12 protein-coding genes are annotated in these 13,503 nt (G+C 52.0%); 8 read left to right on the top strand and 4 right to left on the bottom strand.

Going from position 1 to position 13,503, the window contains the following annotated elements:
- Positions 1–4 precede the first annotated feature (4 nt).
- The gene (locus ACR0D6_RS10400; protein ID WP_480765436.1) at positions 5–799 is read right to left on the bottom strand and encodes an ABC transporter permease; all 795 of its coding nucleotides are present in this window, start codon (positions 797–799) and stop codon (positions 5–7) included.
- The gene (locus ACR0D6_RS10405; RefSeq protein ID WP_170653940.1) at positions 796–1,659 is read right to left on the bottom strand and encodes an ABC transporter permease; all 864 of its coding nucleotides are present in this window, start codon (positions 1,657–1,659) and stop codon (positions 796–798) included. Before ACR0D6_RS10405 ends, ACR0D6_RS10400 begins: the two co-directional genes overlap by 4 nt.
- Before the next feature lie 190 nt (positions 1,660–1,849).
- Here ACR0D6_RS10405 and ACR0D6_RS10410 point away from each other — a divergent pair, with 190 nt between their 5' ends.
- From ACR0D6_RS10410 to ACR0D6_RS10430, 5 genes are all read left to right on the top strand, one after another.
- On the top strand, positions 1,850–2,491 hold the full coding sequence (locus ACR0D6_RS10410; protein ID WP_170653941.1) for a TetR family transcriptional regulator C-terminal domain-containing protein: 642 nt from the start codon (positions 1,850–1,852) through the stop codon (positions 2,489–2,491).
- Positions 2,492–3,761: 1,270 nt separating this feature from the next.
- The gene (locus ACR0D6_RS10415; protein WP_480731771.1) at positions 3,762–4,088 is read left to right on the top strand and encodes a potassium channel family protein; all 327 of its coding nucleotides are present in this window, start codon (positions 3,762–3,764) and stop codon (positions 4,086–4,088) included.
- A gap of 171 nt (positions 4,089–4,259) precedes the next feature.
- Positions 4,260–5,339, top strand: a complete 1,080-nt coding sequence (locus ACR0D6_RS10420) for an AI-2E family transporter (RefSeq protein ID WP_480765437.1) — start codon at positions 4,260–4,262, stop codon at positions 5,337–5,339.
- Positions 5,336–6,400 carry an HlyD family secretion protein gene (locus ACR0D6_RS10425; protein ID WP_480765438.1) on the top strand — a complete coding sequence of 355 codons (1,065 nt, stop codon included), beginning with the start codon at positions 5,336–5,338 and terminating at the stop codon, positions 6,398–6,400. The genes ACR0D6_RS10420 and ACR0D6_RS10425 overlap by 4 nt, the downstream gene beginning before the upstream one ends.
- Positions 6,401–6,422: 22 nt before the next feature.
- A complete protein-coding gene (locus ACR0D6_RS10430; RefSeq protein ID WP_480765439.1) occupies positions 6,423–7,406 on the top strand; it encodes a hypothetical protein in 984 nt (327 codons plus the stop codon).
- Between the two features lie 601 nt (positions 7,407–8,007).
- Here the strand turns inward: ACR0D6_RS10430 and ACR0D6_RS10435 are convergent.
- Positions 8,008–8,751: a hypothetical protein gene (locus ACR0D6_RS10435; RefSeq protein WP_480765440.1), complete on the bottom strand. Its 744-nt coding sequence runs from the start codon at positions 8,749–8,751 to the stop codon at positions 8,008–8,010.
- 846 nt (positions 8,752–9,597) lie between these two features.
- Positions 9,598–10,724, bottom strand: a protein-coding gene (locus tag ACR0D6_RS10440) for an IS3 family transposase (protein ID WP_480765475.1) whose coding sequence is annotated in 2 segments (ribosomal slippage) — positions 9,598–10,463 and positions 10,463–10,724 — 1,128 coding nt in all. Because the reading frame shifts where the segments join, the coding sequence is not laid out codon by codon here.
- 251 nt (positions 10,725–10,975) lie between these two features.
- On the opposite strand from ACR0D6_RS10440, the gene ACR0D6_RS10445 reads away from it, so the two are divergent.
- The 3 genes from ACR0D6_RS10445 to ACR0D6_RS10455 all read left to right on the top strand — a co-directional run bounded on the left by ACR0D6_RS10445 (position 10,976) and on the right by ACR0D6_RS10455 (position 13,476).
- Positions 10,976–11,389, top strand: coding sequence for a hypothetical protein (locus tag ACR0D6_RS10445; protein ID WP_170657233.1), 414 nt, complete (start codon positions 10,976–10,978; stop codon positions 11,387–11,389).
- Positions 11,390–11,453: 64 nt separating this feature from the next.
- Complete coding sequence (locus tag ACR0D6_RS10450) at positions 11,454–12,131, top strand: response regulator transcription factor (RefSeq protein WP_170657308.1); 678 nt, start codon at positions 11,454–11,456, stop codon at positions 12,129–12,131.
- Positions 12,115–13,476, top strand: a complete 1,362-nt coding sequence (locus tag ACR0D6_RS10455) for a sensor histidine kinase (RefSeq protein WP_480765441.1) — start codon at positions 12,115–12,117, stop codon at positions 13,474–13,476. The genes ACR0D6_RS10450 and ACR0D6_RS10455 overlap by 17 nt, the downstream gene beginning before the upstream one ends.
- The last annotated feature ends 27 nt before the right edge of the window (positions 13,477–13,503 follow it).

The raw sequence follows: 13,503 nt of genomic DNA on the forward strand, positions 1-13,503 counted from the left end.
GGCTTCAATCTGACGATTGGATGGAACGGCGGCGGAAATATTCGGCGATCAACAACAGCAGGACCGAGGACAGCAAAAGCAGCGACCCCAGCGCCAACGTGTTTGGCAATTTTGCCGGGAAGCGGATCTGACTCCAGATATAGACCGGCAGTGTCGGACTGTTGCCAGACAGGAAGAAGGCCAGCACGAACTCATCAAACGACACGGTAAATGTGACCAGAAGACTGGCGACTATGCCGGGCGCAACAATGGGCAGAGTGACACGCCGAAACGTCCCCACGACGCTTTCACCAAGGTCGAACGCGGCCTCCTCCAAGGACTGGTCGAAATCGTCAAATGCAGACTTCATAATCGACACGGAAAAGGGCAGTGCCACGAACACATGCCCGAGGATCACGGTGGTTAACGATGGTTTCAGACCGATGCTGATGAACAGAACCAGCATCGAACTGGCAACGATGATGCCTGGGATGACCAGCGGAAGCATGACCAGGCCTTCCGACACCTCACGTCCCTTGAAGCGGTAGCGGACATAGGCGCGTGCAGCAAACAGGCCCAGAGACGTTGCCATCAGGGCAGTCACGCTGCCGACGATCAGCGAATTCACCATCGCCTGCAACAACGTGTCCTGCTGCCCCAACTGCGCGTACCACTTCAACGTGAAGCCCTTTAGCGGGAAGGCCACGATGGTTCCGTCATTGAACGAAAACAGCGGCAAAAGCAGTACTGGCAGGTATAGAAACACCAGATAGCTGACTGCGTAGACAAGCAACCATGGGATCCGGATGGCGTTGGTCATCTGATCCTCCGTCCCAAAGCGGTGACAATGACCACGAACAGGATTGCAACGCAGCCAACCGATAGCATGGCGAGCAGAGACAGGGTTGCACCTAACGGCCAGTTATTGGCGGCGCCGAACTGCACCTGGATCAAGTTCGCCACCATTTTACCCTGCGATCCGCCGACCAGAGCTGGGGTGACGTAGTCTCCCACCGTAGGGATGAAAATGATCAGACAGGCTGCAATGATCCCCGGCACTGTCAGGGGCAACGTCACGCGGACAAATCTCTCCAACTTGCTGCACCCAAGGTCGGTTGCCGCCTCCAACAGGCTTCGGTCGATCTTTTGCAGCGACACATAGATCGGTAGGATTGCAAACGGCGCCCAGGCATGGGCCAGCGTTAGAACTACGGCGAACTCGTTATAAAGAAGGAATGTTAGCGGTTCCTGTATCAGCCCCAGCGAAATCAAAGCCGAGTTCAACACTCCGTTAAAGCCTAGGATCAGCTTCCAACTGAACACCCGCAGCAGGTAGCTGCTCCAGAAGGGTATGGTGATTAGCAATAACCATAAGGTTTTCTTCTGCGTCCTGAACGCAATGAAGTAGGCGATAGGGTAGGCCAGACAGACTGTCGCTAGTGTCACCGCTCCCGCAATCGCAACGGAACGGATCATCAGGTGTCGCACCAATGGATCGGTGAACGCCTCTTGGTAATTCGCCCAGGTCAGTGTCCGGTCAACCTCGACATATGTCTGGGTCCAAAAGCTGTAGGCGACAAGAATGCATAGAGGTACAGCCACAAGCAGGCCGACATAGAGCGTCGCAGGCGCGCTCAGTGCCAGGCCCTTGCCCGTTTCACTTCGTAGTACTCCGGTCATGCTTCCCTGCTGAACTTTGCTTTCGGTGGCGCAACAATGTCGATCACAAAATGGACAATCGTCCATTTAAATCTGGAATTTTTGGACTACTTGTGTCAACTGATATTTTCACAGCCGGGGTTGGCCAATTTCGAACCAGCCACTAGAAGGCACCGCAAGAGACTGAAAACAAACAGAACCGCCTGATCAAATGACTGGAAGACGACAAGAAATTCGCGAACGAAATCGCCTTTCCCTGATCGAGGCAGTACTCGACTCAGTCGCAGAGAAAGGGATTTCAGAGACCTCAGTCAGCGAAATCATTCACCGCGCCGAGCTTTCCCGTGGCATGATTCACCTTCATTTTGGTGGCAAGGATAACTTGGTTGACGAAGCCGCCCGCTACTCGTCCGAGCTATACTACAATGGTATCTATGCTTTGCTGGAAAAGACCGGACAAACGGGTCAAGAACATATTGAGATGATTGTTAGGGGAGACTTGAGTGAAGCGATCCTCAACAAGAAAAATGTTTCAATTTGGTACGCATTTCGCGGTGAGGCCCGAAACAGAGCTGCAATAGCCGCGTTTTCAGATACCCGCGATGTTAAACTTCGGACTCTAGTTTTCAACGCTTTCGCTCGAATTGCGAAGGAAGCTGGACTTGAACACCCCAATCAGGTTGCACGGGACGCTACGCACGGCACACTTGCAATGCTTGAAGGCATGTGGACCGATTATCTACTCCATCCGGATTCCTTCGACCGCAACGAGGCAACGAGAATTGTTTTTCGATTTCTGCGTGCAATGTTCCCTAAGCACTTTGATCTGAGCGGTGCCTTGCTATTTGAGTAGAATTTGCGACAAGTTTTCTATCTGACCACTTTGGAAGTGGCTAATCTCCATCTTTCAATCGACAAGATGGAAGCACGGTACGGGCGCAAAAAGTTCATTGGAACAGACTGCTAAGGCGCTGCCTCGCCCCCCAATCCGCATTCGCCGCGTGGCAGACCAGCAGGAACAGGCGTCTTCGGCGTCTGATTTGGAAGTCAGCCCTGGTTTTCCCAACAGGGAGTCAGGATCAATGAAATTGGTTTGGCCGCTGCTTGGCGAAAGTGGCCGTTGATTGTCGCTGATCCGCGCCTTTGTCGCCGGAGATCGGCTTAGCGGTGTAAGAAGAAGACTTGAAAAGGGCTCAAGGTCTGAGTTGCGGACAAAGCTGCCATTGACCGCTGAAAGGTCACCGACAACTCCCGGCCCTTAGCGGACTTCCAGCCATAAACCACGGTGCTGCATGGCAGCCCATCAAAGCCGCCGTTCGCTGCACATGCATGGTCGGTCGCGGTGCCGACGGCCGCAGGGCGGACAAAGATGACTTTCCGTGAATCTCTAGAAATTTGATGTTTCAGCCGTTTGCTGACCTAGGCGTTGGAGTATCTCAAAGGCCGACTTGCCACATGCCAATGTGGCAAACGGCATCGAGCCTTGCCGGGAATTTGGTTCGATTGGCCCTACACGCGGCGATCACATGAACTCAGCTTCCTAGTCACATGCTCCAGAAACGCTGTTTGCCGCGCTGAGCGTATCTGAGCAAAACTGGCGAGGCAATCCTGCAGTTGGCGGAAGGAGGCCCGGTCGGTATGCATCGACCTAAAATCAAAGCCGCTGCAATTCTTTGTTTAGACCAAGTATTCGTGCAAAATGTGCAGCGCTGCGATTAGCAAGTTCAGATACTTAACTGGGCAGAAAAGTAGAGCTTCATAGCACATGGCGATTAAGCCACTAATGATTTTGCTTTTCTGCTCGCTTTGCCTCCATATAGCACGCGCCCACTTGCCTCCGGCAAAAGAATGACTGGTTTGCCGCGACAAGAACCACATCCGTAAATGGAATGGGCGAAGTTGTTTGATTGGGGTGCATCGAGTGGCCTGAATGCTCGACACGACTGCCCTCGCGTTAAAGTAATTCCAAAGCCGCCTTCTCAAATGCGCGGGATATGATCTCGGTGTGGAACAGCTCATTTTCCCAGCTGTATGCGCAAGTAAAGGGCAAGATGCAGGCCAAGTGATTTCAAATAAATTCAGATAATACTATGTAATTGTTCATTAGGTGCTATGGTCAAGCCATGAACTCGCTCACCAGGATAACAAAAGGGATCAGTGTCGCCTTTAAGGATGGCAGAGTGAAGGGTCTTCTTGCTTTCACAACTGGCATGATCTTATGGGCGTCGGTGTTTTATCACTTCGTCGAAGGGTGGAGTTGGCTCGACTCCGTGTACTTCTCTGTTGTGACAATTTCGACAGTCGGGTTTGGTGACTTCTCTCCTGAAACCGCTGCAGGGAAAGTTTTTACAATGGTATACATCATTGTGGGGCTTGGCATCTTCGTGACAGCAGCGACTACAGTGGCTGATACAATTCTATCTCAAGATGACAAAAAGTCGAAAAAATAGACGATACCCAATTGAACCAAAAGAAGGCGTTTTCGAAAGCAACGCCCTGATCAATGGTTCAAATCATCATTCTAAATACCTATAAATTACAACATACTACGCGATCCTTTCCAAAAAAATCACACATCTTATTTTTTGAGTGTAACATTCAGAAAACAGTGGAGGGATGGTATGGAAAAGACTCAGGACGCGAAGATTGTCGATCTCGCAATTCGTTTGTTGTTTCTCGGACTATTCCTCTACAGCGCATTGGTAATGGTCGCGCCGCTCGCAAGTGTGGTGATCTGGGCGACGATCCTTTGTGTGGCACTTTATCCGGTTTTTGATTGGCTGCAGTCTAAGCTGGGGGGGCGGAAAAAGCTTGCAGCGACAATACTGGTTCTCTTGGGCCTTGTGTTGACATTAGGGCCCGTCGCAACAGCCGTTTCTGGTGCCGCTGAATTGGGTTCTGAGTTTGCCGAACAGGCCGATAGAGGCGAATTGAAAATCCCGCCAGCCCCTGACGGCATCAAAGAGCTGCCGCTAGTCGGGGAAAAAATCGCTGACGTCTGGGGAATGTTTGAACGAAACCTGGACGGTGCGCTTGCAAAATATGGGGCACAAATACTGGAGATTACCAAGTCTCTGTTTGGAAAGGTATTGGGCATTGGAATAGGACTATTGGGCCTTGCGCTTTCCGTTTTGATTATGGGCGCCCTGTTCAGCCCCGGACCGAACCTTGTGCAAGGCCTTCAACGATTTGCCAATCGTGTCTTCGCCCCACGTGGCGGTGAGTTCGTAACATTGGCAGGCGCAACGATCCGCAACGTCACCAAAGGCGTGATCGGCGTCGCCGCCATACAAGCTGTTGTTGTTTGGCTACTGTTGGTATTGTTCGGCATTAACTCGGCTGCGACGCTGGCATTCATTTGCCTGATACTATCGATCATCCAGATTGGCCCCGGCTTGGTTCTATTACCGGTGATTATCTACGCATGGAGTTCAATGTCAGGTGGTGCTGCCTTGGTCTTCACCATACTGGCTGTCCCGGTGACGATCATGGACAGCTTCCTGCGTCCCGTCTTCATCTCGAAGGGCCTTGAGACGCCAATGCTTGTAATCCTAATCGGGGTCCTCGGCGGCATGATGGCCTATGGTTTGATCGGTATTTTCATGGGGCCCGTTCTGTTCGCTGTCTTCTACGAACTGTTCAAGGTCTGGATCGATGCCCCCGCCGAGTCGAAAGACGCTGCTGATGGAGCAGCTACATGAGAAAGACAATTTGGACGACGCTGGCCATCATACTTTTCTTTCTGGTCTGGTACCTTGTCGCGGACCGAAAAACCCCATTTACCGGCAATGCCAGAGTAAAGGCCATTGCCACCCAAATCGTTCCGCAGGTCACTGGTACTGTAACTGAGGTACTTGTCCAAAATGGCCAGGTCGTCTCGGCTGGTGATGTTCTGGTTCGGATCGATCCCAGACCCTATGAAATTGATCGCGACAAGGCCGAAGCCGATCTGGAAGCAGCCACCCAAGAGGTAGGCGCATCTTCGGCTGAGGTCAGCGCGGCCCAAGCCAAACTGGCCAGGGCTCAGAGCGATCTCGACACGATGCGCATACAGACCGAACGTGTCTTTGCGTTGGAAAAGAAAGGCTTGATCGCCGTCTCAAAGGCCGATGATGCACGCGGGCAATTGGCAGAGTCCGAAGCCAATTTCGAGAACGCCCAAGCGGACTTGGAAAAAGCCAAGCAAAGGCTTGGCGATGACGGAATCGAAAACCCGAAAATCCAGCGAGCTCTGGCGGCTTTGGCGGATGCCGAACTTAATCTGGAGTGGACAGAACTACGCGCTCCGGCAACAGGTGTCGTATCCAACCTTCTGATCGCCCCCGGGACGTATGCAAGATCTGGCCAAGATCTTTTGACGTTTCTGGATGCGACAGACATCTGGATTGAGGCCTATTTCACCGAAAATAACCTCGGCAGGGCGTCGGTTGGTTCTCCTGTTGATGTGGTGCTGGATATGCATCCCGGTCAGATTATTCCCGGTGTAATCGAGAGTTTCAGCGCCGCGGTTTCGCTGAGTGGCGGGGACGAACCCGGCCAATTGGCAAGCGTACCCAGTACCAAAGGTTTTTTGCGCGAACCCGAACGGTTCCCGGTACGGATAATTCTGCCCGGTTACGAGGCTGGCAATGCCGAGGATGATCTTCGCTTTCAGTTGAACGGACAAGCGGACGTTATCATGTATCTCAGCGACAGTTCCTTGCTAAACACGGTCGGTCGCGCCTACATCCGCTTGGTTTCGATCTTTTCCTATGCGTACTGAAGACAAGCGCTCCGTCGCGCGTTTGACGCTGGGCGTGACGGGTGTGTTTTCGTTGGGTTTGTTTTTTGGTTGGCCACTTGCGGTTGTAGGCGCAGTGTTCACCGCGCTTTTCCTTCAAGCGCCCGCAGCGCTTCCTTTGGCGGCATTTGGTAAACTTTTCGTCTTCTCGATTGGACTGATGTTTATTTCGTTCCTGCTGTCATCGGTGTTCGCGCCATATCCTGTTGTGTTTCTCATTCTGGTGGCGCTCGGGATCATCCTGTCGTTCACTTGGTCGGTCTCTGGCGCCGGAGTTTTGCCGGGTGTCATAGCACTAATGGGCGCTTTGATGATCCCGAACCTTGTACTGCAGTCTCAAGATCTGGCTTTGGTACTTGTGTTTTGGATTCCGATGAACCTGCTGTTTGCAGGTTTCGTATCGACGTTGATGTTTGTCCTGATACCTGTTGAACCCCAAACGCCTGCCGAGAAAAAAACAGCAGCTTCGCCCGACTTCGATCCGTATCGCCGGATTATCAGAATGTCACTTGTTACAGTTCCGTTTGCCATGGCGTTCTTCGTGTCTGGCGCATCGGCGCTTTTGGTTCTGTTTTTTGTGGCTCTTCTAAGTCAGCAACTAGCGGCGATGCCTGCCATGGGGAAAACCGTCGCCAAATCGATGTTGACCGCCAACCTACTTGGCGCCGCGGTGTCTATCATTTGCTATGAAGTAAACGTAATAGCCCCCGTTTTTTTGACGCCCGTCCTGCTATGCTTTTTCTTTTGCCTCACGCTCGGTGCGCTCGGAAAATCGCAGGTACCGCTCGCCGCCGCCGCCGGATCTGCCATTACAACAGCATTGATCGTTTATGGCGGGTCCGTTGCACCCTTTTCCGACGAGGCAGACGTAAAAAGCATTACGCGCGTGTTACAAGTTGCAAGCGCGGCGATCTTTGTGATTATCGCATATGTCGTAGTGGACGAGTTCTTGCCGGAAAAGAAACGCCAAGCCCCATCCGAGGCCTAACGCAAATATCCTGGGCAGTCTTTTCCAAATCAATGTTCCGAAATTTTGCTGTTCGACATCACCTACTGCGACACTGATTGATGGCCTGCAGTGTACATCCAAATTGGAAAACCCTGTCGCGCTGGCCACCCTGTCGCTCATGGACGGTCGGCGCCGCTGGAGCGGCGCAGCCACCGATCTGAAGCAATCTCTTAGGGATCGCTTTCCAGCATTTACGGAAGACAGCCATAGCTTCAAGGACGTCCGCTCTGCGCAGGTAGCGCCCTTTGCAAAGTCGCGCCCTACTTCCAGTTCAACCGCGCAGACCGCCTTCAAAATGCTGCGGCCCCGCTCATCAAACCCACTATTCGGTGAATACGCAAAATCAGCGGGCGAACGAATTCACTGATCGCGGACAAACCCGCCTTTCGCTCATGCTGCTATTGCTGATGCAGAGATCCCTCGCTCCCGCAGCGCGAGAGTTTCGGCAGCGCGGCGAACCTCCCCTTTGCGGCCATTCGCGCTCGCAGAAATCGGCGAGATTCAAACCGCCCTTTCGCTGCAGCCAGGTCAGACTAACGAGACGCGGACTTTGCCGACTATCGAGAAACGAAATTAAAAGTCAGCTTTTAGTTTCCAACGACCAATCTTGCGCTTTGACCTCAAGGGCTTCGTCTCGCAGGTAGAAATGAAAATGCCGCGTTCCAAGCCCTTCCATCGTGATCCAAGGTGTTGGGTCCATCTCGTCTCGGGTGTCGCCTGAAATTTCGTAGAACTCGCCCCATGACGGTGCAAGCCCACTGAAACGGCATTGGCCCCCATACCAACCATGGTCATTTACCGATGTCACACGATACCGCTCGCAGCCTTTGAAGCAGACTGTAATTTCGGGGATATTCTCGTATTGACGATATGCGTATGGGTTTGGTCGCATGTTGGCCAACAGCGTTTGACCGTTCCGTTCAATCTTGAGGTCCACATCGTTTGGATGCGCGTTCCAATCTTCATTGAGGCGCGTAAATGTGGGCAGATCGTTAGTTTGGAAATGCCAAGGCAATTCGTCTTTAGGGGCCCAAGTAACAAAAAGACGATCTGGACGCTGTGCTAACGGCTGTAGAGTATCCGCCGGTTCGTTGATCAAGACAGCAACACTGCCCCGCCCTGCCATCTTCCAGCCTGTCAGGCAACTCCTTATCCGCCGACCATCGACCTGAGCAATCGACAAGTTTCGATCAGCAACCCGCAATACGTCTCCTGCCTCTGGAACATGTGTGAGCCGATCCAACATCAGGACAGTGCGAGGATTCCCAGCATCATCGTCTGGCAGGTTAAATACTTCGGTCAGGCGACCCTTGGGTTTGCGCACACAGTTACTCCAAAAAAGTGCGAGCTGATCCTATCAATCATGGCGAACTTTTAGAAGCAGACGCACGTAAACCGCGCAACATTTGCGAGGTTTGGGCTCGAAGAAGACGTTCGCTGCACTTGTATGAGTGTCTGCTATTCTTATGTTTTACCGGTCGTTCCGCCATGATCGAACTTGACGCTTTGAAGCGCCAGTTCCAATGCTCAGTGTGGTATATTTAGTGGTATGTAGTTGACATACATATCATTTTATTTATATATAACATATAGTTACAGGAAATATATGGTTGCTCCTCCTTCCACCACTTAAACCCTTGAAAAAATACCTAAAAAACAACTTAGACAGAGAATTCGCGATTCTCTGAACGTGTCACTATTGATGACAATGCCAGAATCCCTGACATTTCAGCCTATTTCGGGTTACTTCGAGTGCCAAAAGGGGTGACAAATTTAGACTTGAAACTCGAACAGAGCACGCTCGTTGAGAGTGATACGGGTTGAACCGACGCTAGGTTTTATCGGTTGATCGCCAACGATACTCTCATTGTTTGTTAAGCGAAGGTAGTAGCCGCAACAAACCCAACCAAACCATCCAACCTCATCATTTAGGGCGGAGGCAGCAAAGCAAGCTGTGTGTACTACAGGTAAGTACGGAATTTGATCTAACGCCTCCCGACGCAAGCCGGATGCTTGATCTTCTTTTGGCTGAACACCCGAAACGTCCTCTTTAAGCAGTAGAAGATATTTTGAGTCCAATCACTTCAAACTCTAGTTGCAAGCGGCGGTATGCCACGGAACAGTCTAGGCTCTGAGTAAGCAGCCTCATCTGGCTGGTCCAAGTTGATTGTTAGTGCATCATCGGCCTGTGATCCACCGGGATGATGGTTTCGGGCGCTGGCGGGCGATAGCCCAGAGCACTGTGGGGGCGTTTAGTGTTGTAGTGTTTCCTCCATTGTTCGATCAGGATTTGTGCCTCGCGCAGGCTGTAGAAGATTTCGCCGTTTAGAAGTTCATCCCTGAACCGGCCATTGAAGCTCTCACAGTATCCGTTCTCCCAAGGGCTCCCAGGTTCGATGTAAGCCGTCTTGGCGCCAACGGCGCCGATCCAGCCTCGGACAGCCTGGGCGACAAATTCCGGCCCATTGTCAGAACGTATGAAACCGGGTGCGCCACGAAGTATGAACAGGTCTGTCAGGACGTCGATTACATCGGTCGAGTTCAGCTTCCGCTCGACCCTGATAGCCAAACATTCCCGACTGTACTCATCAAGGATGTTCAGCGTCCGGAAGGCTTTGCCATCATCGGTTCGGCAATGGACGAAGTCACAGGACCACACGTGGTTGCGATGCTCGGGTCGCAGCCGGACGCATGAGCCATCGTTCAGCCAGAGCCGCCCTTTCTTAGGTTGTTTCATTGGCACTTTCAGCCCCTCTCGTCGCCAGAGCCGTTCAATTCGTCCGTCGCTAACAGACCATCCAGCCTCTCTCAGCAACGCTGCGATCCTGCGATAGCCATATCGGCCGTATTGACGGGTCAGCTCGATCATGTCGTCGACCAGCCAGTTTTCGTCTGCGCGGCCTCTTGGGGGGCGTCGTTGAGTGGATCGATGTTGTCCCAGAACGCGACAGGCGCGTCTCTCAGAAACGTTCAGCTGCTTGCGTACATGGTTAATACAAGCACGACGACGAGCGGGGCTCAGTAGTTTCCCTTTGTAGCTTCCGTCAGGATCAGTTTATCCAACGTCAGATCAGAAACAGCGCGCCTCGGTCGCTCGTTCTCTTTCTGAAGCCGCTTCAGTTCTTTCAACTGATCTACACCCATTCCGCCGTACTTCTTGCGCCACCGGTAATAGGTTTGTTCAACAACGCCGATCTGTCTGATCGCATCGAGACGGGACATGCCTTGCCCCATTAGAACTTCAACCTGCCGTAGCTTTGAGGCAATCTCTTCGGGCTTCGGTCTCTTGTTTGCTATTCGTGGTCATCTGTTTCCTAAACATAACGGTGGACCAGTTCAGGTGGGGAGGCTAAGTGGCTATCGTTGAGCAAACTGTCTATTTCCCGCATGCCAACAGAATTCGTACGCGTCATTATCTTGGGACGTCAGTATCAGCGGTAAGTTAGAAGATAACACAAACGTATTCTCTAACGAATCCGCATGAAACCTTGGGTTCCTAAATCCTGTCATGCGAGCGGATGAACCTCGCTGACACGAAAGGAAACATCATGAACTCTTTGAACGTTAACAAACTGGTTGTAGCCGGTGCATCTGGCCTGGCGCTTCTGGCACTGTCAACGCTCGCATTCGCTGAGCCGGTTGGATCAGAAAAGGTGATTTCGCCATCAGTTCCCTTCGCGAAAGCAATGGAGATCGCGACAGGGGTCGCAGAAGGCAACTTGGTGGCACTCGAAGTGGACCACTATGGCGACAGCCCGATCTACGTTGCCGAACTTGAGAGCACCACAACTCATACGATGCTGCAGATCGACGGCGTGTCTGGCGAGGTGCTTGCGAACAATACGATTACGGCAGCGTCAGCAGAAGCGTTGCACGCAATGTTGGAAGAGCTTGATCACGATGGCCACGACGATGGCGATGATCATGGGGCCGAGCACGATGGCCACGAAGATGATCATTAAGACCTAAACTTACCAGGAGGCAGCATATATGTTGCCTCCTGAAATTATCGCGGGTGTGATCAGGGTGAAGATATTACTACTCGAAGACAATTCGGAGATCACTCAATGGGTCGAGAAGGGTTTAGGCGACGCAGGGCATACCGTGGATTGCTTCGGTAACGGACCTGATGCTCTTTTTGCAGCAACCACCCGTAGCTATGACGTGCTTATCCTCGATCGGATGGTGCCTGAACTTGATGGATTGTCGGTTCTCAAGGCCTTGCGCGCCGCCAAAAACACAACGCCTGTATTGATACTGACTGCCCTAAATGAAGTGTCAGATCGTGTCGAAGGATTGGAAGCCGGTGCCGACGACTATCTTGCCAAACCCTTTGCCATTAGTGAGTTGTCTGCTCGGATAGCTGCGCTTGGCCGCCGGGCCCCTTCGGTATCGTCAGGCGAAGAGACGACTTTGAAATATGAGGGCCTTGAACTGGATTTACTTGCCCGATCCTGTCGCCGAGATGGACAACTGATCGAGCTTCACGCCAAGGAAATCCGTTTGCTAGAGGTTTTCATGCGCAACAAAGGTCGGGTTATGACTCGCTCTATGCTTCTCGAAAAAGTTTGGGATATAAACTTCGATCCTGAAACAAATGTTGTGAATACAAATGTAAGCAGGCTGCGCAATAAGATAGACAAACCGTTCAAAACTTCCTTGCTGAAAACGGTTCGCGGGGCGGGATATGTTTTCGGCGCTTAGAAACTTTCTTCGCATGAGCGCATTGCGGAATTCCCTGCTTCTTGCGGCGGTATTTCTCGCAATCATGCTTGTCGCAGGCAGCATTTTGCGGTTCGAGCTGACGCGTCAGGCCTATGATGCGATTGATGACGATTTGACCTTGAGCGCTCAAAGGTTCGAGTTCGCCACGCCAACATCCAACGCACTGCACGGGGATCTGAACCCGGCACATATCGGCATATCAGTCGGATTTATCTCCAATGCAGGCGAGAATTTTGGACCAATCAAAAGCAGTGTTTTTGAGACACTGGGGTTTCAGAACCTGACCAGGTCAGAGCTCTTTTCCAAGATGGGTTCTATTGCGGCCGAACTGGATGATGTCGAAGATCACGACGACCACCATGAATGGGAAGATGATCCCAAACTTTGGAGAGTTTTGGTCGAAAACGCTCGTGAAGGTCGGCTGGCGGTCTTCACACCTATTCATGAAGTCGAAGACACGCTGGAATTGCTACCCAAAATTATGTGGCCGATCGCAATCGTGACCGTGATCGCGACTCTGATAGTTGGAGCTATTCTTGGACTGGTTCAACAGCGACGCATCAACAAGGTGCAAAACGCATTCGAACAGATCGCAAGTGGGAATCTTGACTACCGGATTGAACAGAAATCCTCGCGCGATGATATGGACGATCTGATGCATGGGTTCGATATCGCCGCGGCGCGATTGGAAGCCTCCGTCCAACAGATGAGGGATTTTTCCCGTAACGTGGCGCACGAGCTACGGACGCCGCTGAGCGAGCTACATCTTGCATTGGAGAGCATCGAGGATGGGCCGGAGCAGGAGTTGACGCTTGCCAGAGCGGACAAAGTGTTGCGCACGTTTGATGCAATCCTGCGCATATCGCGTTTGTCGGCTGGTACGGACCGTTCTCATATGGAACCCATAAACTTGGACGAATTGGCACAGCAGCTCTACGACCTCTATGCCGACAGCGTGGATGAGGCTGGGCAATCATTGCAACTGAACTTAGGGAATTCCAAAGTTATTGTCGGGGATCGTCAGCTTTTGCTGCAGCTAGGGTCAAACTTGATTGAGAACTCAATAAAGTATGCAGACGATAGCGCTGAAATTTCAATCCGGACAGATGACAAGAGTTTAACCATTTCAGACACCGGGCCTGGCATTCCGGCAAAGGACCGAGCGAAGGTTCTTCAGCCGTTGTTTACATTGGATGGATCCCGCTCGAGGCAAGGAAGTGGTCTGGGGTTGGCACTCGCAAAAGTAATTGCAGATCACCACAACGCGGTCTTGAAGCTAGAAGAGGAAGAACCTGGTGGTCTGAAGGTATCTCTTGTCTTTTGAGAGTATCGTGACAGAAGGTATTCTTTC

It is taken from the genome of Ruegeria sp. BJ6, assembly GCF_056537885.1.

Coding starts and splice junctions, on each gene's coding strand:
- ACR0D6_RS10445 (WP_170657233.1), top strand. CDS start 10,976: ATGAACTCTTTGAACGTTAACAAACTGGTTGTAGCCGGTGCATCTGGC.
- ACR0D6_RS10420 (WP_480765437.1), top strand. CDS start 4,260: ATGGAAAAGACTCAGGACGCGAAGATTGTCGATCTCGCAATTCGTTTG.
- ACR0D6_RS10400 (WP_480765436.1), bottom strand. CDS start 799: ATGACCAACGCCATCCGGATCCCATGGTTGCTTGTCTACGCAGTCAGC.
- ACR0D6_RS10425 (WP_480765438.1), top strand. CDS start 5,336: ATGAGAAAGACAATTTGGACGACGCTGGCCATCATACTTTTCTTTCTG.
- ACR0D6_RS10405 (WP_170653940.1), bottom strand. CDS start 1,659: ATGACCGGAGTACTACGAAGTGAAACGGGCAAGGGCCTGGCACTGAGC.
- ACR0D6_RS10410 (WP_170653941.1), top strand. CDS start 1,850: ATGACTGGAAGACGACAAGAAATTCGCGAACGAAATCGCCTTTCCCTG.
- ACR0D6_RS10415 (WP_480731771.1), top strand. CDS start 3,762: ATGAACTCGCTCACCAGGATAACAAAAGGGATCAGTGTCGCCTTTAAG.
- ACR0D6_RS10455 (WP_480765441.1), top strand. CDS start 12,115: ATGTTTTCGGCGCTTAGAAACTTTCTTCGCATGAGCGCATTGCGGAAT.